Origin of the sequence: Synechococcus sp. LA31, assembly GCF_018502385.1 — a bacterium.
Classification (GTDB): Bacteria; Cyanobacteriota; Cyanobacteriia; order PCC-6307; family Cyanobiaceae; genus Vulcanococcus.
The window spans coordinates 2,483,247-2,503,481 of record NZ_CP075523.1 but is presented as its reverse complement, the minus strand read 5'-3'; the positions used below and the strand labels follow the sequence as shown (position 1 = coordinate 2,503,481).

Here is a 20,235-nt window from a genome sequence, read left to right as displayed (position 1 = left end):
TAATGACCCTGCGCGATTTCATCAACAACCTGCTCGGTCGCCAACCCGCCAGCGCCAATACCGCCAAACAACGGCTGCAGCTCGTTCTTGCCCACGACCGCAGCGACCTCAACCCTGAACTGCTGGAGCAGATGCGCCGCGAGATTCTCGAGGTGGTGAGCCGCTACGTGGAGATCGATATCGAGGAGGGCGACGTGAGCCTGGAAACGGAAGACCGCGTGACCGCCCTCGTGGCCAACCTCCCGATCCGGCGCACCAAACCATTACCGCAAGAAGAAGCCAAGCCCAGCGCAGAAGAGCCCGAAGCCGAAGCTGATCCAGTCTGGACGGCCACGCAGGCCTGAGGGGAATGCTCAGGGCATCACTGCTGATCCAGCCATGCCCTCCCACTGCCTCAAAGCCGTCACACCGGCGGAAGCTCAGGTGCTGCGCCGCTTGTTGCGCGGCCTAAGCAACCGATCCATCGCCACCGAGCTCGTGCTCAGCCCACGCACCGTGGAGAGCCACATCTCCAGGATGCTGGCCAAGACCGGCTGCCGAAGCCGCACTCAACTGCTGCTATGGGCCCTGGCTGAGCGATAAGCTCAGCTGCGAAGGCATGACCTTCACGCCGGCTTAGCTCAGTGGTAGAGCAGCGCTTTTGTAAAGCGAAGGCCATCGGTTCAAATCCGTTAGCCGGCTTCGCGCACTTGTTTGAGCTGCATCCGTTGCTCAATCGGATGGGCGATGGCCATGGCCGCAAGGGTGATGGCCACACCCATCAGATTCGCCTGAAGGCGTTCATCAGCCATCAGGAGTAAATCGGCGCTTTGGCTGTCGAACAGCACGATCGTGGCCGTGTAAGCCATCAGCATCACGGCTGGATGGCCGCGCTTGATGGCAATCAACACGGTGACGACCGCTAGCACGATGGCTGGAACCTGCAGCGGTAAACCCTTGGGCAGGATGAAGGCGAGCAACACAACCAGCAGCACCCCTGCCACGGTGCCAAGTGAACGATGCAGTGCCACCTTCCACGAATCGCGCACGAAAGGGCGCAAAACCATGAAGGGCACCAGGATCAACCAAAGGCCGCTGACATGCCAGTGCTGCTGAAGGGCAAGCGGCGTGGTGACCAGCGTAGTGCTGGCCAACAAAGCGCCATAAGCCGTACTGCGCCGCCAGCTGTGAGCCACGGGGAACAACGCGACGGGAACCTTGTCTGGATCACGGGGCACCAGCCAGCGCTGCAACAGGATCGTGAACGCACCAGACATCAGCACCGAGCCGGCCAAACGCAGGACCGATAAAGCGCTGGAGCCTTGGGTGAGCGGTGTGTTGGTGATCAACAAGCAAAGGCTCACGATCATCAAGTAGTACACCTGCTGGAGCTGCCAGCGGGCACTAAGACCCAGGCCGAATGCCGTGAAGGTCATCACCAGCGTGGCCAACACCGGATCCCCGTGGCTCAGAGCCGCTGGAATGGCGAGCAACGTCAACCCCAGTACACCGAGCAGGGCCTGACGCCAACCCAGACGGGCACCAATGACCAGCGTGGCCAGGCTCGTTAAGCAAAGCAAGCCGGCAGCCCGAGCGAGCCCGAGATGGCGAGCGATCTGATCGGCCAGCACCAGCGAAGCCACTGCTGCCATGACCTGCACCAGCAAGCGAGCGCGTGAGCTCATGCGAGGCAACACACTGATACCAACCAATAGCAGCCAGCGCACATCTTCATAACCAGATAAGACCTCACTACCAGAACCACGCCGGCAGGCATCTCAGCACCGGCAAGCAGCCATCAATGGCCACCCAATCAACAAGATTCTGTATAGCCAATCGCGAATCACTCACCACAGAAGCAGAGGCACTAACCAGTGCTGCCGCATCGTGCCGTCGCCAAAACTGGCTGAAATCTGGCGATGTGACTAGAACCCGAACAGACGCTCTCACCACCCATGCAACGGCGCCAACTGTTGCAGCTGGGACTCGCAGGTGGAGGCCTTGTTGCTACAGGGGGCTGGCTCGCTCAGGCCAAAGCGGCCAAGGAGCACGCTGCCTGGCAGCAATTCAGTGCTCAGGAAGCTTTTCAGCTGCCGATCACACCCAACACAACGCAGCTGGAGATCACCACCGCGCCGGTGCAGGTGTTCGGCCGCCGTGTGATGCGCGGAGCCATCCAGCAAATCAGCGGCGAGCGGGGCTACAGCACCACACGCCAAGACGGCGTTGATGTGGTGGTGACCAACCGCTTGGCGGTGCCCACCACCCTCCACTTCCATGGGCTGATCCTGCCCAATGCGATGGACGGCGTTCCGTTCACGACCCAGCCTCCAATCCCACCTGGTGAGCGGTTGCGGTTGCGCTTCCCGCTGCAACAGGACGGCACGTTCTGGCTGCATTCGCACTATGGCCTGCAAGCCCAGAGCTTCGTGGCGGAGCCGCTGCTGATCAGCACACCAGAGCAAGATCGCTGGGCTGATCACAGCTTCACCGTGATGCTGCGAGATTTCAGCTACACCCCGGCGGAGCGCATTCTCCGGAATCTGGTGAACGGCGAGCGTGGTGGAGGGACTGCCATGGCGCGTCAGCTGGCGGGATTTCCCTGGCACCAACCCAGACCCTTGCGGGTTCAGACCTGGGATGAGGGCGCGCAACGCTTCCGGTGGGAGGAGCGATCAGGCGTACTGATGCAACCGGATGTGATCTTTGACGCGCTGCTGGCCAACGAGCGCACGCTCGATGATCCCCAGGTGCTGGATGTGGAGCCTGGGGAAACGGTGGTGGTTCGATGGATTGCCGGCAGTTCCTTCATCAATTTCTTCCTGGATCTCGGTGAACTCGATGCCGAGCTTCTACGCACCGATGCCAACCCGGTGCAGCCCATCCGCGGCTCACTCTTTCAACTAGCGCTCGCTCAGCGGCTCAGCCTGCGCATCACCATGCCAGAGAAGCCTGGGTTCTACCCCCTCCTGGCCTACGGGGATCGCAGCCAGCAACGTTGTGGTGTGATCCTGCGGAGCGGGCTTAAGGGCGCGACACCAACACTCTCTCCGATGAGCGAGCTCTGGAACGGCGAGCTCACCAGCAGCCAAGACCTGCACCTACAGGCCAGCCGCCCGCTGGCGGAGCGAGCCGCAGAGATGACCTTTCCTGTCTCGCTCAACGGCCCCCAGCCTCCCTACCGGTGGGGATTAAATCAGCGCTTCTATCCATACCGCGACCCCATCCAGATTGAACAAGGGCAGCGGGTGGAGCTGGAGTTGATCAACCACACACCGATGGGACATCCGATGCACCTGCACGGCCACGAGTTTCAGCTGGTGGCCATCAACGACCAGCCCATCCAGGGGCCCATCCGTGACACCGTGTTTGTTCCGAAGGGAGAGCGAGTCCGGATCGCCCTCGATGCCGATGATCCCGGCATCTGGGCGTTCCACTGCCACATCAGTGATCACCACGCCCGCGGCATGTTCAATGTGGTGAGCTATCGCCAGGCAGATCTGCGCTGGTGGGATCCGGAGGCTACCCACCACGAGCAGTCCGGCATCTGAACCCAGGCCAAGCAGCCCTACCCATCCAGGAGAATCGGCAGCGTTAAGCGCCCCTGTCAGGAAGCCGCAAGGATGCCGTCCCGTCACGAACGTCGCCCCCCTGAGCGGAGCGTTCAGCTGGCTGCGAGCCTCTTTCTGGCCATTGGCCTGATCCTGCAGGTGTGGAGGATCTGGACCCTCAACGCCACTTACGACCAAGGCCTGTTTCTCCAGGAAATCTGGAGCGGACATCTCGGGCGGCCGTTTGAAAGCACCCTGGCCTCACAGCTTTCAACTCCGGTACTGGTGCACGGCACAGCCTTGCCAGGCCTGGGCTACTTCCATCTAGGCCAGCACTTCACTCCCCTGTTGATGGTGTGGCTGCCGCTGGTGATGCTGCTCGGAGTGTGGAGCCTGCCACTGGTGCAGGTGGGGCTGCTCACCGCGGGTGGCTTGGTGTTGCATCAACTGGCTCGCGTCGACCTGCCGCCACGACTGGCGGCCTGGATCACCTGCAGCTATTTCGCAGCCGGGATCGTGATCGGGCCAGCCCTGGAAAACTTCCACGATCTCTGCGCCATCCCCGTGCTGAGCTTTGGCCTGCTGCTTGGGATCAGACGCAACATCCCCTGGCTTTATGGGTTGTGCGCACTGCTGCTTCCTTTCGTACGTGAAGACGTGGGTCTGCTCAGCTTCAGTTTCGGCCTTTGGATGATGGTGCGCTGCCATCGAGGCTGGCGTTGGGCTGGGCTGGGCTTGTGCCTCTACTCAGCGCTGATGGTGGTGCTGATTACAAATGTGTGGATGCCACTGTTCGGCAGTGAGGTTGCGGATCGCTTCATGGAGGAGCGATTCGGACAATTTCTGGCCGCGCAAAACGGCAGGGGAAGCACCCTGGATGTACTCCAGGCAATGGCCAGCCAGCCGCTGTTGCTGCTGCAGGAACTGCTGCAACCCATCGGCCCCAGCCTGCGGTTTCTCATCACCCTGTGGCTTCCTCTTGCCTTTCTGCCAGCCGCGGCACTCGATGGTTGGTTACTGATGGCCGGCCCCCTGTTTGTGGCGCTGAGCTCCCAGGGGGGCAATGCACTAGCGGTGAGTCTGCGTTTTGTGCTCTATCTGGTGCCCGGGGTCTTTGCCGGTGGAATTCTCTGGTGGGCACGTCATCCCCACTTGTTTCACGAGCGCTGGCTCAAGCGGCTATGGCGCACAGCCCTGGTGCTTTCGGTGTTGTTCACCATCACCGGCAACCCGCACCGAAGTCTTTCAGCACTGATTCCAGACAGTGTTCAACCTTGGGTTTATGTGTCGCCATGGCGGCAGCTGCAGCGGGGCTGGGAAACCCGAGAGCTGCTGCGCAGCATTCCGCCGGAGGCCAGCGTGGCCGCCGAGACCCACCTGGTGCCACTGCTGGCGGAGCGGCGGGTGCTGCTGCGTTTCCCGGAAAGCAGCGCTTACACCGATAACCAGAAGCAAAAGCAGCCGGCCCAGTGGGTGGTGAGCCAGCCAGGCTTCAATGCCGACTATGCACCGGCATTCCGGCGTAATGGCGCCTGGGTGCGGCGCAGTCAGGCGCAGATCAAGATGCTGTTGGCTGATGGCAGCTACCGGGTGCACCGCTGCGATCAGCGGGGCATTGTGCTCCGCCACCAGAGCGTGCCGAACACTTCAAGCGATGAGCTCAGCCTGTCGGAAGGCGACATTTGCGTAAACGTGCAGTTTGCGCAGGCCTTGTCTCAGATGCAGCAGCGCGGAGATGCTTCGGCGCCAGCTGAATAGAGCTGAGCTGCGAAAGCTCGCCATTGCCCCAAAAAAAAGGGCCCCTTTCGGGACCCTGTGGCTTGGCCAGAAACGGCTGGATCAAAGAGCGTTGCCGCGGGGCAGAACCTCTTCAGGGAAGACGAAGTTTTCGTGCGGCTGGTCAGCCGGTGCCATCCAGGCACGCAGACCTTCGTTCAGAAGAATGTTCTTCGTGTAGAAGGTCTCGAATTCAGGATCCTCAGCAGCGCGGATTTCCTGCGACACGAAGTCGTAGGCACGCAGGTTGAGGGCCAGGCCGATGATGCCGATGCTGCTGGTCCACAGACCCATCACCGGCACAAACAGCATGAAGAAGTGCAGCCAACGCTTGTTGGAGAACGCGATCCCGAAGATCTGGCTCCAGAAGCGGTTGGCGGTGACCATCGAATAGGTCTCTTCTTCCTGCGTGGGCTCAAACGCCTTGAAGGTGTTGGCCTGCTCACCGTCTTCAAACAGGGTGTTCTCCACCGTGGCGCCGTGGATGGCACACAGCAGAGCGCCACCGAGGATGCCGGCCACGCCCATCATGTGGAAGGGGTTCAGCGTCCAGTTGTGGAAGCCCTGCAGGAAGAGCAGGAAGCGGAAGATGGCGGCCACGCCAAAGCTGGGTGCAAAGAACCAGCTGCTCTGGCCGAGGGGGTACATCAGGAAAACACTGACGAACACCGCAATCGGGCCGGAGAAGGCGATGGCGTTGTAGGGGCGGATGCCCACCAGGCGGGCGATCTCGAACTGACGCAGCATGAAGCCGATCAGGGAGAAGGCGCCGTGCAGGGCCACGAAGGTCCACAGACCGCCGAGCTGGCACCAGCGCACGAAGTCGCCCTGGGCTTCAGGGCCCCAGAGCAAGAGAAGGGAATGGCCCATGGCATCAGCCGGGCTGCTCACCGCAGCGGTGAGAAAGTTGCAGCCCTCCAGATAGGAGCTGGCAATGCCGTGGGTGTACCAGGAGGTGACAAAGGTGGTGCCGGTCAGCCAGCCACCCAGCGCCAGGTAGGCGGTGGGGAACAGGAGCAGACCCGACCACCCGACAAAAACGAAGCGGTCGCGCTTGAGCCAGTCATCGAGGACGTCAAACCATCCCCGCTGCGGCGCGCGCCCTACAGCGATCGTCATGAGAGCGGCTTCATGAAGCGTTACACGAACACTGTACGGGGAACCGGGCAACTGTGGCGGGTGATCCAGGCCCGATAAGCAAATGCTCCTAGAGAGCTCTCTGACCGGCGGTGATTCGCCAAAGTGGAGCCTGGCCGAAATCCCTGATGTGTTCGTTGTTGAGCTGTCGCTGAAGCTGAGCCCCATGCCGGTGGCCGTGCAGCGCAAGGAGCAATCGGCCGCCGATGCCCTCTACCAACAGGTCAAGCAGGCCATGGAGAGCGGACAGCCCAGGCTGCTGGAGCTCACCTGTGAAAAAGAAGAGAGCAAGCGGGTCACGCTGCTCACCAGCGAGGTGGTGGCAGTTCAGACCTATGAAAAATCGGCGATCGGCGGCGGCAGCAAGCGCCCCGGCTTCAGCTTCGATGGCTGAGATCAGCTCCAGCCTGGTGGTGGACCAGCTGGGTTTTGCCTGGCCCACCGGCCACAGCGCCCTCAATCACTGCAGCTTCTCCATCCCCAGCCCGGGGCTGTGGATGCTGGTAGGGGGCAATGGCAGCGGCAAAAGCACGCTGCTGCGCCTGATCGCTGGGCTGCTCACCCCCAGCCGCGGCCGCCTGCACTGCTCCCTGAAGCCGGCGGTGGTATTCCAGAACCCCGATCACCAGCTGCTACTTCCCAGTTGCGGCAGCGAGATCGAGCTGGCCTTACCTGAAGCCACACCCGCTGAGCTGCGCCTAGCCCGGGTGGAGCACGCCCTCAGCCAGGTAGGCCTGGCCGGCTTCCGCCAACGGCCCATCCATAGCCTCAGTGGGGGCCAGAAACAACGCCTGGCCATTGCCGGGGCCCTGGCCAGCGAAGCCCAACTACTCCTGCTCGACGAGCCCACAGCTCTGCTGGACGAACAAAGCCAGGGGGAGGTACTGCAGCTGATCCGCAACTTGTGCGACAGGAAGGAGCACCCGATCACCGCGCTCTGGATTACCCATCGCCTGGAGGAACTGCGTTGGTGCAACGGCGCCGCGCTGATGGAACGGGGCAGCGTGGGCCCCTGGCGCAGCGGCGAAACGATGGAGCGGCAGCTCCGCCCCCTTGCCGGGGGGAAGGGCTGAGGGGTAAGTTCTTCAGGCACCCGTCAGGGCCGCATTCCTCGGTAGCTCAGCGGTAGAGCGATCGACTGTTAATCGATTGGTCGCAGGTTCGAATCCCGCCCGGGGAGCTTGAAACCCCAGCCTTACGGCTGGGGTTTTTTCATGGCAGCGCCACCGCCACGATCAAGCGGCTGCATCGCATCAATTGCCATCAAATTGCAACAGCACAAACGAAAGAAAACCTGTAATTACCCACCCGCTCAGCAGCACGAATAATCCCGAAAATCCAGACATTGCAAGGAGTCTGCGCCAAACCGGCAAGGCGTGAGGCCTGCAAAAACTTCTGCAGCTCCTCCATGTTCTGGAGAGAATGTGTTGACTGAACAGCGGTCACTCTCCGCAGAGCCTGCACTCCCCCACGGAGCCTCATCATGAAGCCCTGCATCTTGCTGATCGAAGACGACGGCGACATGCGCGAGCTGGTGGCCGGCCACCTGGAGCACAGCGGGTTCGACGTGCAACGCGCTGAAGACGGCATCAAGGGTCAGGCACTGGCACTGCAATACACCCCCGACCTGATCCTGCTGGATCTGATGCTCCCCAAGGTGGATGGGCTCACTCTCTGCCAGCGCCTGCGCCGCGACGAGCGCACCACTGGCATCCCGATCTTGATGCTCACAGCCCTTGGGAGCACCAAAGACAAGGTGAGCGGCTTCAACTCCGGCGCCGACGACTACCTAGCCAAACCCTTCGATCTCGAAGAGTTGTTGGTACGGATCAAAGCCTTGCTGCGCCGCAGCGATCGCGCTCCCCTCTCCACCAAGCACAACGAGATCCTGAACTACGGCGCTCTCACCCTGGTGCCAGAGCGCTTCGAAGCCATCTGGTTCGACGAACCGGTGCGGCTCACGCACCTGGAGTTCGAATTGCTCCACTGCCTGCTCCAGCGCCACGGCCAAACCGTGGCTCCCTCGCTGATTCTCAAAGAGGTGTGGGGCTACGAGCCCGACGACGACATCGAGACAATCCGCGTCCATATCCGCCACCTGCGCACCAAACTCGAACCCGATCCCCGCAAGCCCAGGTTCATCAAAACGGTGTACGGAGCTGGCTATTGCCTCGAGCTACCCAGCGGTGCCCATGAGGCGGAACTAGCCCAACTGGTGCACACCGCGCGGGAAAATCGCCGCACTGCCGCTTAAGCGCCGGCAGCCCCACTGAGATCAAGCAGCGCCACCTCCCAAGCCAGGCGGGGCTGCACGTAGGCACGCAGCTGGCGTCTCAGCGTTTGCAGCCGTTGTTGTTGGCGTGGGTCGCAGCATTGGCGCCACAGGTGCAGCTGCCACCAATCGAGCAGCCAGAGCTGCTGTTCCACCTCCAAAGCATCACAGAGATCTCGGGCCAGGCTGAGCGCCGCCAGCGGACTCACCGGCAGCGGCGTTGACCCGATCAACGCCGCGCAGCGTTGAGCCAACCCCTCCGGAAGGGCGTGCCACTGCTGGCGGTGCTCCAGCACCGCCCCCGGTGAACCCGCTGCCAGCTCGAGCAACTCTGGGGGATCGGGCTGCGAAGCCGAGGGCTGCGCCGCCAATACCCGCTGCAGCGGCTCAGGGGCCAGACGGGCAAAAGGGATGGCCTGGCAACGGGAGCGGATCGTGCTGAGTAAACGATCCGGGGCGGCACTGAGCAGAATCAACAGGCCATTGCCGGGTTCTTCGAGAGTTTTGAGCAGGGCATTGGCAGCCCCTTCCGCCATAGCTTCCACCGCCTCAATCACCACCAGGCAACGGCCGGCCTCCACAGGACGGCGCCCCAGAAACTGCGACACAGCCCGCACCTGCTCCAAGCGCAGCTGGGGCGGAGCCTTGCGGCTGATGCCCGCCGCCAGCGCCTGGGATGCAGGCACCAGCTGGCCCTTATCGCTGTAGGTGGGCTCCACCCAGAGCAGATCGGGGTGGTTGCCCTCCTCGAGCCGCCGCCGCACCGAGGGCGACCCGGAAGGTCCGGCGATTACCCCTTCGAGAAAACGCCTGGCAGCAATGGAGCGACCCACACCATCGGGCCCGCAGAACAGATAGGCCGGAGCAAGACGCTGACGCTCCAGCGCCGCCGATAGCAGGGCGGTGGCCTGCCCCTGCCCGATCAGGCCAGTAAACAGCTCCTCAGCCATCAGCTGCAGCAACAGGTGGTGATGGCAGCCTGAAGCTCAGCGCTCACTTGCCCCACCGATTGGCTGGCATCGAGCCGTTGCCAGCGGGGCTGAGACGCGAGGGAGGAGAAGCCCGCACACACCCGGGCCAGGAAGGCTTCACCGCTGGCCTCGATCCGATCGGCCGCCCGATGCCCCCGGCGCCGCAAGGATTCCTGCAACGGCAGCTCCAGCAACACAGTCAGATCAGGGGCCAGGCCACGGCAAGCGATCAGGCTGAGCTGATCGATGAGCTCCAGGGAGTGGCCGCGGCCATAGCCCTGATACGCAGCCGTGGAACCGCAGAAGCGGTCGCTCAGGACCCAATGACCGGCCTCCAGAGCCGGCAGGATCAGTTGCTGCACGTGCTGAGCCCGATCGGCCGCGTACAGAAGCAGCTCAGCGGTGCTGCAGGGTTCAGCAGCCCCCGGCGGATGCAACAGCAGCTGGCGCAGGGCTGAGCCCAATGCCGTGCCACCGGGCTCGCGGGTCACCAACAGCTCAGCACCCGCGGGCATCAGACCGCTGGCCGGCAGCCAGCGGCGCAGGTGGTCGACCTGGGTGCTCTTGCCACAGCCATCGATGCCCTCGAGCACAAAAAAACGGCCGCGCTCAGTCATCACGCCCCAGCAGCAGGGCATTCACCACCACAGTGATCGAACTCAGGGCCATCAACAGCGCTGCCAGGGGAGGCGAGAGCAACACACCGAAGCCTGGCAGCAGAACGCCGGCGGCAAGGGGCAGCACCAGAAGGTTGTAGCCGAAGGCCCAGGCCAGGTTCTGGCGCACCTTGGCCATGGTGCGGCGGGCCAGCCGCAGGGCTTGAGGGATCGCGGTGAGCTGGTCGCCCAGCACCACCAGATCAGCCGTGTCCATCGCGATCTGGGTGCCAGTGCCCACCGCAATGCCCAGATCCGCCGCCGCCAGGGCCGGGGCATCATTAATGCCATCCCCCACCATCGCTACGGCACCGGCGTGGCGGGCCTGCTGTAGACGCTCCAGTTTCTGCTGGGGCAAGAGCTCCCAGGCCAATTGATCAGGGCGCAGCCCCAGCTCCCGGCCGAGGCGCTGCACCGGGCCTTCCCGATCACCGCTCAGCACGGCCAGGTGCAGCCCCATCGCCTGCAGCTGCTGGAGAGCAACTGCTGCATCGGGTCTGAGCTGGTCGTTGATAGCAAGCAGACCGAGCAGACGCGCCCCTGCCTGGTCGTGAACCGCCAGACCCACCACCGTGGCGCCGCTGGACTCCTGCTCCTGCAACCAGGCGTGCTGCAGGGGCGGCAACACAACCCCATTGGATTCAAGCCAACGGGGGCGGCCCAGGCGACAGGCCCCGACACCCTCCAACTCTCCCTCCAGACCGGCACCAGCAACGGTGCGGCAGCCGTGCACCGGCAGCAGCGGCAGCTCCAGTTCCTGAGCGCGCTGCAGCAGTGCGTGAGCCAGCGGATGGCGAGTATCGGCCTCAAGGCTGGCGGCCCACTGCACCAGAACGTTTTGGCCAAGCGTTGGCTCAGCCACGCTGATGGCCGTAAGGCTGGGGCGACCGATGCTGAGGGTGCCGGTTTTATCAAACATCACGCCCTTCAGACCTGCTGCCGCTTCGACGACATCGCCACCTCGGAACAAGATGCCGGCTTTAGCCGCACGGCCTGTGCCCACCGTGATGGCTGCCGGTGTGGCAAGCCCGAGGGCACAGGGGCAGGCCACCACAAGCACGGCAATGCTCAGCTGCAGGCCCAACACAAAGGGAGTTTCCGCACCCGTGCCCAGGCTCTGATGGCCGCCATGGGCATGGGATGAGGGGGCCGCGGCCAGCACCTGCGGCCAGAGCTCGGCACCCCAAAGCCACCAGAACAACAGCGTGGCCAGCGCCAGCAGGATCACGGCCACGCTGAACCGCCCCGCCACCCGATCGGTGAGGCCCTGGATCGGCCCCTTGCGCGATTGAGCCTGCTCCACCAACGCGATGATCCGCGCCACCGCGCTCTCGCTACCGGGCCGCAACACCTGCAGCACCAGCGGGGCCTGAAGATTGAGGCTGCCGGCGGCCAGTTCCGCTCCGGCCGCCACCTCAATCGGCAGTGGCTCACCCGTCAGGCTGGAGACATCCAGGCTGGAACCACCCTTCAGCACGCAACTGTCCACCGGCACCCGATCGCCGGGCAGCAACCGCAGCCGATCGCCGGGACGCAACGCCCCCACCCGCACAGGCCGGGTGATGGCTTCGGCCCCTTCACCCACCAGCAGCAGGGCTTCATCGGGCTGGAGGCGGGCGAGTTCCTGAAGAGCACGGCCGGTCCGGAACCGGGCCCGCTCCTCCAAGAACCGGCCCAGCAGCACGAAACCCAGCAACATCACCGGCTCGTTGAAGAAGCACTGCCAGCCCACAGAGGGCCAAATCAGCGCCACAAGACTGGCGGCGTAGGCGCTGCCCATGCCAAGGCCAACCAGGGTGTCCATCCCAGGGGCGCCCGCGAGGGCAGAGCGCAAGCCACGCACCAGGATGGGCCGGCCCGGCAAAGCCAGGGCCAGGGTGGCCACCAGGGCATGCACGCGGATCTCCGCCAACCACGGCAGCGGCAGCTGGCCCATCTCCGCCAGATGCCCAGCTGCCGACACCAGCACCAACAGCAAGGCCACCATCAACTGGCGCCACTGCTGCCACCAGGTGTGTTGCTTCAGGCGATCAGCCGGCGTATTGGCGCTCTGATCGTCGCGGCGATGGGCGGCGTAGCCCATGGCAGCGAGAGCTTGGATCAACCCATCGGCCGGATCGGCTTCAGCGGTGGCGGGCAGAGCCGGATCGAGACCCACCCAGGCGGTGCGATTGAGCAGGCTCACGCTGGCCTGGTGCACGCCGGGCTGCGCCAGCAGACGCTGCTCCACAGCCCGCACGCAACCGCCGCACTTCATCCCCTCCACCTCGAGAAGCAAGGCAGCAACCGGCTGCGGGGCGGGGTCGGAGCCGCTGCTCACGGGTTTGAGGGGTGGATCACCTCAGGCTAGGGAGTGCAAACAGCTCAGGCAGCAACCACCGCAGGCAGGTGAGGATGGGCCCACGCAGTCCCGCGATCCGCCGTGCCCCGCTCTCAGCGCAACGACAACTTCATCGACAAGAGCTTCACGGTGATGGCCGACCTGATCCTCAAGGTGCTGCCGACCAACCAGCGCGCCAAGGAAGCCTTCGCTTACTACCGCGATGGGATGAGCGCCCAGGCAGACGGTGAATACGCCGAAGCCCTCGACAACTACGCCGAAGCGCTGAAGCTGGAAGACGACCCCAACGACCGCGCTTTCATCTTCTACAACATGGCCCTGGTGTATGCCAGCAACGGCGAACACGAGAAGGCCCTGGCGCAATACGGCGAGGCCCTCGATCTCAACAGCAAGATGCCGCAGGCCCTCAACAACATGGCGGTGATCCATCACCATCTGGGCTCCTTGGCCGAAGAGAACGGCGACAGCGACCTGGCCGATCGCCACTTCGACCAGGCCGCAGATCTCTGGACCAAAGCGATCCGCATGGCCCCCAATAACTACATCGAAGCCCAGAACTGGCTGAAAACGAGCGGCCGCGGCAGCGTCGACGTGTATTTCTGAGCCCGAGCGGAGCTCAGGCCCGGTCGTCGGCAGGATTCACCCCAAGCGCTGCCACCAGAGCTTCGGCCACACCACCGGCCTCGAGGAGCTGCAAGTCGAGACCTGCAGCCAGGCGGCCCAGCCCACTGCCCTTGGGCACAACAGCCCGGCGGAATCCAAGCCGCACAGCCTCCTGCAGGCGCTGTTCCAACTGAGCGACGGGCCGTAACTGACCACCAAGCCCCAGCTCACCAATCAGCACCGTGCCTGGCGGCAGGGTGAGATCGCGATAGCTGGCCACCACCGCCGCCGCCACCCCCAGATCAGCCGCCGGTTCCTCCACCTCCAACCCTCCCGCTACGGCGAGGTAGCAATCGAAACGGGAGAGGGGCAGGCCCAGGTGCTTCTCCAGCACCGCCAGGATCTGATGCAAACGGTTGGTGCCGATCCCGGTGGCGGTGCGCCTCGGGCTGGCATAGCTGGTAGTGCTCACCAGGGCCTGCAGCTCCACCACCAGGGGCCTCGTGCCTTCACAGGCCACGATCGTGGCGGTGCCGGCGGAGGGCTCATCGCCCCCCAGAAACAACTCACTGGGGTTGAGCACCTCAGCCAAACCCTGGCCCCGCATCTCGAACACTCCCAGCTCATGGGTAGCGCCGAAGCGGTTTTTCACCGCCCGCAGCAAACGGTGGCTAGCGAAGCGATCCCCTTCAAAGGTGAGCACCGCATCGACCAGGTGCTCAAGCACCTTGGGCCCCGCGAGCATGCCCTCCTTGGTCACGTGCCCCACCAGCAACAGGGCTGTGTTCTGCCGCTTGGCAATGCGGGCCAACGCGGCGGCGCACTCGCGCACCTGCGTCACTGAACCCGGTGCGCTGTTGAGTTCAGCGTCGTGCAGAGCCTGGATGCTGTCGATCACGGCCACCGCCGGCCGCAAGGCCTCCAGCTCCTGCAACACCAGCTCCAGATCGGTTTCTGCCAGCAATTGCAGGCCGCAGCCCGCGCTTTCTGCTTCAACCAGCGCCGGCAACTCGCCTTGCTGCTCCGCCAGCCGCCGCCAGCGCAGCTTCACCTGCTGTGCCGATTCCTCAGCGCTCACATACAGGAGGGAGTGGCGCGCCGCCATGGCCTGGGCGCTCTGCAGCAACAGGGTGCTCTTCCCGATGCCGGGATCACCGCCCAACAGCACCAGCGAGCCAGGCACCAGACCACCGCCCAGCACGCGATCGAGCTCGCTGTAGCCACTGCACAGCCGCTGGAGCGGCCGATCGCCCACGCTGGCGATGGGCTCGGAGCGCCGCGGTGCGGCAGGGATTTCGGCCTCGGTGGCCGCCGCCACCGGCCGGCGGCGGCGGGTATCGGTGGGGGCAGCACGTTGCTCCACCAGCGTGTTCCAGTTGCCGCAGCTGCTGCAGCGACCAAAGAACTGGCGGGTCTGGGCTCCGCAGCTCTGGCAGACGTAAAGGCTGGTGGCGCGCGCCAAAACGGTGTATGAAGAAAGGTGGCTGCCGCAGAACCCGGAGGCCTGCCGACCTTTTCAGTAGGTCGAACTACTTAACCCGTCCACAACGAGTGGCGCAATGACGGCCTCAACCGCCACAACCACAACACCGTCCACGGCCAAGGAAACCATCCTGGTGGTCGACGACGAAGCGAGCATTCGCCGCATCCTCGAGACGCGGCTCTCGATGATCGGCTATCAGGTGGTCACCGCCTGCGATGGCCAGGAAGCGCTCGAAGCCTTCCGCCAGACCAACCCGGATCTGGTGGTTCTCGACGTGATGATGCCGAAGCTCGATGGCTACGGCGTGTGCCAGGAGCTACGCAAGGAATCGGATGTGCCGATCGTGATGCTCACCGCCCTTGGTGATGTGGCCGACCGCATCACCGGCCTGGAACTGGGCGCTGACGATTACGTGGTGAAGCCCTTCAGCCCGAAGGAACTAGAGGCGCGCATCCGCTGCGTGCTGCGCCGGGTGGAGAAAGAAAGCGTGGCTGGCATCCCCAATTCCGGGGTCATCCAGGTGGGCGAGCTGCGCATCGACACCAACAAACGCCAGGTGTATCGCGGTGAGGAGCGCATCCGGCTCACCGGCATGGAATTCAGCCTGCTGGAGCTGCTGGTGGGGCGGAGCGGGGAACCCTTCAGCCGCGGTGAGATCCTCAAGGAAGTGTGGGGTTACACCCCCGAGCGTCATGTGGATACCCGGGTGGTGGATGTCCATATCTCCCGGCTTCGCTCCAAACTGGAAGACGATCCGGCCAACCCCGAGCTGATCCTCACGGCCCGCGGCACCGGCTATCTGTTCCAACGCATCGTTGACGCCGTTGCCCCCGAAGCCCTCTGACGCCCCAGGCCACGGCTCTAACCGCCGCGGCCAATCCCGCGCCATCCGGCGCCTGGTGATCTGGTATCGCCGCAATGCGGCGGTGACCAGCCTGGTGGGCACCGCCACAGCGACGGCCAATGCGGCCGGCAGCATGGCGGGATCGGTGGCGGGTTCAGCCGCCGGGGCCGCGGCCGGAGCCGCAAACACGGTGTTGCAGCCGCTGGTGTTTGACCCCCTACGCCGGCTGCAGCAGGGCGTGGGCGGCAGCGAAGGCACCCCGATCAACGATGCCGAGCGTCTCTGGGTGGCGGTGGATGGCATGGGGGGGGACTACGCCCCAGGGCCGATTCTTGAAGGCTGCCTCAAGGCGGTGCGGCTGTTGCCGCTGCGCGTGAAGTTTGTGGCGGAAATCGCCGCTGTGCAGGCCGCCGTCACCGAGATGGACTTGCGCGAGGAGCTGGAGAGCGCCCAACGCGCTGGCCTCTTGGAGCTCGTGCCCAGTGGGGTGTCGGTGGGCATGAACGAAGAGGCCACCGTGGTGCGCAAGAAGCGCGATGCCAGCATCAACCTCGCCATGGACCTGGTGAAAACCGGTGAGGCCACGGCCGTGTACTCCGCCGGTAACTCCGGCGCCGTGATGGCCTCAGCGATCTTCCGGCTTGGCCGGCTCAAGGGGATCGATCGCCCGGCGATCGGGGCGCTGTTCCCCACCAAAGATCCTGAGCAGCAGGTGCTCGTGCTGGATGTGGGCGCCAACATGGATGCCAAGCCCGCCTATCTGCACCAGTGGGCGCTCGTCGGCAACATCTACAGCCGTGATGTGCTGCAGGTGCGCAGCCCCCGCATCGGCTTGCTCAACATCGGCGAGGAGGAATGCAAGGGCAATGACCTGGCCTTGCGCACCTATCCGCTGATGGCGGCTGAAACACGCTTTCAATTTGCCGGTAACTGCGAGGGCCGCGATGTGCTCTCTGGCGACTTCGACGTCGTGGTGTGCGACGGCTTCACGGGCAACGTGCTGCTGAAGTTTCTGGAGAGCGTGGGCAGCGTGCTCTTGGATGTGCTCAAGGCGGAATTGCCCCGCGGGCGCCGCGGCAAGGTGGGTTCCGCCTTCTTGATGAGCAATCTGCGCCGCATCAAGAAACGGCTCGACCACGCCGAGCACGGCGGGGCTCTGCTGCTGGGCGTGAATGGCGTGTGCGTGATCGGCCACGGCAGCAGCAAAGCGCTGTCTGTGGTGAGTGCCCTGCGCATCGCCCACTCCGCCGCCAACCACGGCGTCATGGAGGATCTGCAGCAGCTCAGCGATGGCGCGGAGGCGAGCGTTGCCTGTGGTTGACTGACCCCACCGTTGGGTTGAACCGGTGGGTATCGGCCAGATCAACAGCGATCACCAGCGCAGCGGGATGGCCTTGGTTGGCTGCGGCAGCGCCGTGCCCGCCATCAGCGTTAGCAACCAGCAGCTGAGCGAACGGGTCGATACCAGCGACGAGTGGATCCGCACGCGCACGGGCATTGGTGCTCGACGCATCTGCTCGGCCGATGAGCCACTCACCGCCCTGGCCAGCCGCGCCGCCCAGGCAGCACTCGAGCACGCCGGCTGGGCCGCGGAGGATCTCGATCTGATCTTGATGGCCACCTCCAGCCCCGATGATTTGTTCGGCACCGCGCCCCGGGTACAGGGGGCGATCGGGGCCCGCCACGCCGTTGCCTTCGATCTCACCGCCGCCTGCAGCGGCTTCCTGTTTGCCCTGATCACCGCTGGGCAATACCTGCGCAGCGGGGCAATGCGCCGGGCCCTGGTGATCGGTGCCGATCAACTGAGCCGCTGGGTTGACTGGGACGACCGCACCACCTGTGTGCTGTTCGGCGATGGGGCCGCCGCTGTGGCGGTGGAGGCCTGTCCAGACGCGCAGAACGGCCTACTGGGCTTTCGCATGCACTCCGATGGCAGCCGCAACGGCTGCCTCACCCTCGCCCAGACCGACACCCACACCGATGTACTCGGCGGCGTGAGCGCCCAGGTGGGTGGCTTTGCGCCGCTGCGCATGAACGGCCAGGAGGTGTACAAGTTCGCGGTGCGGGAAGTGCCGGCGGTGCTCAAAGAACTGCTGGAAAGCACCGGCACACCGGCCTCCGATCTGAACTGGCTGCTGCTGCATCAGGCCAACCAGCGCATCCTTGATGCTGTGGCCGATCGCTTCGCCATCCCCCACGAGCGGGTGCTCAGCAACCTGGCCAGCTACGGCAATACCTCCGCCGCCACCATTCCACTGATGCTGGATGAGGCCGTGAAAGACGGCCGCGTGCAGCCAGGTGATCTGATCGCCAGCAGTGGCTTCGGCGCGGGCCTCAGCTGGGGCGGTGCGCTGCTGCGCTGGGCCGGGCCGCAGCGCTGATCAGGGGGCCGCACAGCACCGCCGCGTAATCTCCCCCCGACGGTGCAACGCAAGCGGCCATGGGTATTGCCTGGGTGTTCCCTGGACAGGGCTCACAGAAAGTGGGCATGGCCACCGGGGTACTGGAGCTGCCCGGGGCCCGCGAGCGATTGACCGAGGCTTCCGACCTGCTGGGCCGCGATCTGGCAGCCATCTGCGCCGGTGAAGCCTCTGGTGATCTGAGCGATCTCAACGACACCCGCAACACCCAGCCGGCCCTGTTCGTGATCGAGAGCCTGCTGGTGGATGGCCTCAAAAGCCAGGGCCGCAGCGCCGACCTAGTCGCTGGCCACAGCCTTGGGGAACTGGCGGCCCTTTACGCCGCGGGCGTGTTCAACGTGGAAACAGGCCTGCGGCTGATGAAGATCCGCAGTGAGCTGATGGCGGCCGCCGGCGGTGGGGCCATGACCGCCGTGATGGGGTTTGATCGCGGCGAACTCGACCAACTGGTGAGCGCCACCGAGGGTGTGGTGATTGCCAACGACAACAGCAGCGCTCAGGTGGTGATCTCCGGCACACCGGAGGCGGTAGCCGCCGTGAGCGGCCAGCTCAAGTGCAAACGGGCCATTCCCCTAGCGGTGAGCGGCGCGTTTCACTCCCCCTTCATGCAGCAGGCCGCCGATGCCTTCGCCGCCGAACTGGACGCCGTGCCTTTCGCTGATGCCATCATCCCGGTGCTCAGCAATACCGATCCCCGCCCGGAAACCAGTGGCGCCGCCCTCAAGGCCCGCCTGCGCAGCCAGATGATCACAGGCGTGCGCTGGCGAGAAACGATGGAGCGCTTCAGTGCTGATGGCATCAACACCAGCGTGGAGATCGGCCCGGGCAACGTGCTCAGCGGCCTGATCAAACGCAGCTGCGAAGGCATCACCACCGCTCAGATCAGCAGTGCAGGCGACCTGGGACTGTGAACAAACCTGTGCGGGCTGTCAAGCGAGTGCTGCGCCGCCGGCGCAAACCGGCAGAGCCTCCAGCGCTGCTGCGCACCCCCCGCCCGAGCCTGACCTACCGGCTGGTGAGCTATCTGCTGGTGTTCCCGATTTATCGGTTGCTGTTCCGCGGCCGCACCGCCGGTAACGCCAACGTGCCCCAGGAAGGTGCCCTGGTGGTGGTGGCTAACCACGGGTCCCACCTCGATCCGCCGCTACTGGGCCATGCCCTGGGCCGGCCAGTGGCCTTTATGGCCAAAGCCGAGCTGTTCAAAATCCCCCTCTTGGGCCCAATCATCCGAGCCTGTGGCGCCTATCCGGTGGCCCGCGGCGCCAGCGACCGCGAAGCGATCCGGACCGCCACCGACCGCCTCGAGCAAGGCTGGGCCACGGGGGTGTTCATCGATGGCACCCGCCAAGCCGATGGCCGGGTGAACGATCCTCAAGCCGGTGCCGCCCTGCTGGCCGCCCGCGCCGGTGTGCCGCTGCTACCGGTGGCGATCATCAACAGCCACCGCGCTTTGGGCACCGGCTCAACGCAGCCACGCTTCGTTCCCGTGCACATTCGCATCGGCACGCCGATCCCACCACCACCCTCACGCAAACGGGCCGACCTCGACGCCGCCACGGCCGCCTGCCAGGCCCAGATCAATGCGCTGCTGGATCAGGGGCTGATCAGCGGCCCTGCGCTGCCTCCAGCAGCGCACCGAAACGCGTTGCCGCCCAGCCCTTGAGATCACGACCAGTGATCACCCACAGGGCTGCTCGAGCGCCATCCCCCCACACCTTGCGCCAACCCTCCGGCGTACAGCGATCCCCGCAAGCCACCTCCACCGGCGTGAGGCCGATGCCACGGCTACCCGCCACGAGCTGGCCCACCAGCATCGCCCGCTGCATGTGATCACTGCTGGTCACCAGCAGCACATGGCGCACCTTGGCGCGCTTGAGCTCATCCACGATGGAGGTGAAGTTGGTCAGCGTGTCGGTGGCGCGATAGTCGAGCTGCACACGGCCGTGATCGAGGCCTTGGCGACCGAAGAGCCAATGGGCATATTCGGGGTTGCTGCCGCCGCTCACCAGCACCGGTAGGCCATCTCGGGCGGCCAAATCAGCCGCTACCCGCTCCCGCTCCACATCACCGCCCAACACCAGGATCATCTGAGGTGGCGGCAAAGGGGGCTGCCAAAGCCCGCGGGAGAGCACGACCAGGCCAGCTGCCGCCAACAGCGCCAGGAACCAGCGTCCACGCCGGGGCCAGCGACGCCTGCGGCGG

Annotated in this window: 21 protein-coding genes and 2 tRNA genes; 15 read left to right on the top strand and 8 right to left on the bottom strand. The window is 64.7% G+C overall.

What is annotated here, in order from left to right:
* The first annotated feature begins 2 nt into the window (after window positions 1-2).
* From minE to KJJ24_RS13550, 3 genes are all read left to right on the top strand, one after another.
* The gene (gene minE, locus KJJ24_RS13560) at window positions 3-344 is read left to right on the top strand and encodes a cell division topological specificity factor MinE (protein ID WP_214339509.1); all 342 of its coding nucleotides are present in this window, start codon (window positions 3-5) and stop codon (window positions 342-344) included.
* 34 nt (window positions 345-378) lie between these two features.
* Complete coding sequence (locus KJJ24_RS13555) at window positions 379-582, top strand: response regulator transcription factor (protein WP_214339507.1); 204 nt, start codon at window positions 379-381, stop codon at window positions 580-582.
* A gap of 27 nt (window positions 583-609) precedes the next feature.
* Window positions 610-681 (top strand) — tRNA-Thr (locus KJJ24_RS13550).
* Here the strand turns inward: KJJ24_RS13550 and KJJ24_RS13545 are convergent.
* Window positions 672-1,664, bottom strand: a complete 993-nt coding sequence (locus KJJ24_RS13545) for an FUSC family protein (RefSeq protein WP_214339505.1) — start codon at window positions 1,662-1,664, stop codon at window positions 672-674. The two genes, KJJ24_RS13550 and KJJ24_RS13545, sit on opposite strands and share 10 nt — an antisense overlap.
* A 270-nt stretch (window positions 1,665-1,934) precedes the next feature.
* Between KJJ24_RS13545 and KJJ24_RS13540 the strand changes: the two genes are divergently transcribed.
* Window positions 1,935-3,530: a multicopper oxidase family protein gene (locus tag KJJ24_RS13540; RefSeq protein ID WP_214339503.1), complete on the top strand. Its 1,596-nt coding sequence runs from the start codon at window positions 1,935-1,937 to the stop codon at window positions 3,528-3,530.
* A 72-nt stretch (window positions 3,531-3,602) separates the two neighbouring features.
* A complete protein-coding gene (locus KJJ24_RS13535) occupies window positions 3,603-5,288 on the top strand; it encodes a DUF2079 domain-containing protein (RefSeq protein WP_214339502.1) in 1,686 nt (561 codons plus the stop codon).
* 81 nt (window positions 5,289-5,369) lie between these two features.
* Here KJJ24_RS13535 and psbD read toward each other — a convergent pair whose 3' ends face one another.
* On the bottom strand, window positions 5,370-6,425 hold the full coding sequence (psbD, locus tag KJJ24_RS13530; protein ID WP_214339501.1) for a photosystem II D2 protein (photosystem q(a) protein): 1,056 nt from the start codon (window positions 6,423-6,425) through the stop codon (window positions 5,370-5,372).
* Window positions 6,426-6,573: 148 nt separating this feature from the next.
* Here psbD and KJJ24_RS13525 point away from each other — a divergent pair, with 148 nt between their 5' ends.
* The 3 genes from KJJ24_RS13525 (at window position 6,574) to KJJ24_RS13515 (ending at window position 7,623) form a co-directional block, all read left to right on the top strand.
* Window positions 6,574-6,837, top strand: coding sequence for a hypothetical protein (locus tag KJJ24_RS13525; protein ID WP_214339500.1), 264 nt, complete (start codon window positions 6,574-6,576; stop codon window positions 6,835-6,837).
* On the top strand, window positions 6,830-7,516 hold the full coding sequence (locus KJJ24_RS13520) for an ABC transporter ATP-binding protein (protein WP_214339499.1): 687 nt from the start codon (window positions 6,830-6,832) through the stop codon (window positions 7,514-7,516). Before KJJ24_RS13525 ends, KJJ24_RS13520 begins: the two co-directional genes overlap by 8 nt.
* A gap of 35 nt (window positions 7,517-7,551) precedes the next feature.
* Window positions 7,552-7,623: transfer RNA gene (locus KJJ24_RS13515), tRNA-Asn, on the top strand.
* Window positions 7,624-7,706: 83 nt separating this feature from the next.
* Here KJJ24_RS13515 and KJJ24_RS13510 read toward each other — a convergent pair.
* Window positions 7,707-7,853, bottom strand: a complete 147-nt coding sequence (locus KJJ24_RS13510; protein ID WP_214339498.1) for a hypothetical protein — start codon at window positions 7,851-7,853, stop codon at window positions 7,707-7,709.
* Window positions 7,854-7,926: 73 nt separating this feature from the next.
* Between KJJ24_RS13510 and KJJ24_RS13505 the strand changes: the two genes are divergently transcribed.
* Window positions 7,927-8,697, top strand: a complete 771-nt coding sequence (locus tag KJJ24_RS13505; RefSeq protein WP_214339497.1) for a response regulator transcription factor — start codon at window positions 7,927-7,929, stop codon at window positions 8,695-8,697.
* Here the strand turns inward: KJJ24_RS13505 and KJJ24_RS13500 are convergent.
* Genes KJJ24_RS13500 through KJJ24_RS13490 form a run of 3 tightly spaced genes read right to left on the bottom strand, consistent with a single transcriptional unit; the run spans window position 8,694 to window position 12,599 of the window.
* Complete coding sequence (locus tag KJJ24_RS13500) at window positions 8,694-9,665, bottom strand: DNA polymerase III subunit delta' (protein WP_214339496.1); 972 nt, start codon at window positions 9,663-9,665, stop codon at window positions 8,694-8,696. The genes KJJ24_RS13505 and KJJ24_RS13500 overlap by 4 nt on opposite strands.
* A complete protein-coding gene (gene tmk, locus KJJ24_RS13495) occupies window positions 9,665-10,303 on the bottom strand; it encodes a dTMP kinase (protein WP_214339494.1) in 639 nt (212 codons plus the stop codon). The genes KJJ24_RS13500 and tmk overlap by 1 nt, the downstream gene beginning before the upstream one ends.
* Window positions 10,296-12,599 (bottom strand): cation-translocating P-type ATPase, encoded by a 2,304-nt coding sequence (locus KJJ24_RS13490; RefSeq protein ID WP_214343719.1) that lies wholly within the window; start codon window positions 12,597-12,599, stop codon window positions 10,296-10,298. The genes tmk and KJJ24_RS13490 overlap by 8 nt, the downstream gene beginning before the upstream one ends.
* A gap of 165 nt (window positions 12,600-12,764) precedes the next feature.
* Here KJJ24_RS13490 and KJJ24_RS13485 point away from each other — a divergent pair, with 165 nt between their 5' ends.
* Window positions 12,765-13,286, top strand: a complete 522-nt coding sequence (locus tag KJJ24_RS13485) for a photosystem I assembly protein Ycf3 (RefSeq protein ID WP_214339492.1) — start codon at window positions 12,765-12,767, stop codon at window positions 13,284-13,286.
* A gap of 13 nt (window positions 13,287-13,299) precedes the next feature.
* On the opposite strand, the gene radA is transcribed toward KJJ24_RS13485, so the two are convergent.
* On the bottom strand, window positions 13,300-14,748 hold the full coding sequence (gene radA / locus KJJ24_RS13480; protein WP_214339490.1) for a DNA repair protein RadA: 1,449 nt from the start codon (window positions 14,746-14,748) through the stop codon (window positions 13,300-13,302).
* A gap of 97 nt (window positions 14,749-14,845) precedes the next feature.
* On the opposite strand from radA, the gene rpaB reads away from it, so the two are divergent.
* From rpaB to KJJ24_RS13455, 5 genes are all read left to right on the top strand, one after another.
* Entirely contained in the window at window positions 14,846-15,613 is a 768-nt protein-coding gene (gene rpaB, locus KJJ24_RS13475; protein WP_214339489.1) for a response regulator transcription factor RpaB, read from the top strand.
* The gene (plsX, locus tag KJJ24_RS13470) at window positions 15,594-16,934 is read left to right on the top strand and encodes a phosphate acyltransferase PlsX (RefSeq protein ID WP_214343717.1); all 1,341 of its coding nucleotides are present in this window, start codon (window positions 15,594-15,596) and stop codon (window positions 16,932-16,934) included. Before rpaB ends, plsX begins: the two co-directional genes overlap by 20 nt.
* Window positions 16,935-17,001: 67 nt before the next feature.
* Entirely contained in the window at window positions 17,002-17,994 is a 993-nt protein-coding gene (locus KJJ24_RS13465) for a beta-ketoacyl-ACP synthase III (RefSeq protein WP_214343715.1), read from the top strand.
* Between the two features lie 59 nt (window positions 17,995-18,053).
* Window positions 18,054-18,944, top strand: coding sequence for an ACP S-malonyltransferase (gene fabD / locus KJJ24_RS13460; protein ID WP_214339488.1), 891 nt, complete (start codon window positions 18,054-18,056; stop codon window positions 18,942-18,944).
* Window positions 18,945-18,952: 8 nt separating this feature from the next.
* The gene (locus tag KJJ24_RS13455) at window positions 18,953-19,696 is read left to right on the top strand and encodes a 1-acyl-sn-glycerol-3-phosphate acyltransferase (protein ID WP_214339487.1); all 744 of its coding nucleotides are present in this window, start codon (window positions 18,953-18,955) and stop codon (window positions 19,694-19,696) included.
* On the opposite strand, the gene KJJ24_RS13450 is transcribed toward KJJ24_RS13455, so the two are convergent.
* Window positions 19,638-20,120, bottom strand: coding sequence for a YdcF family protein (locus KJJ24_RS13450; protein ID WP_214339486.1), 483 nt, complete (start codon window positions 20,118-20,120; stop codon window positions 19,638-19,640). The two genes, KJJ24_RS13455 and KJJ24_RS13450, sit on opposite strands and share 59 nt — an antisense overlap.
* Window positions 20,121-20,235 lie beyond the last annotated feature (115 nt).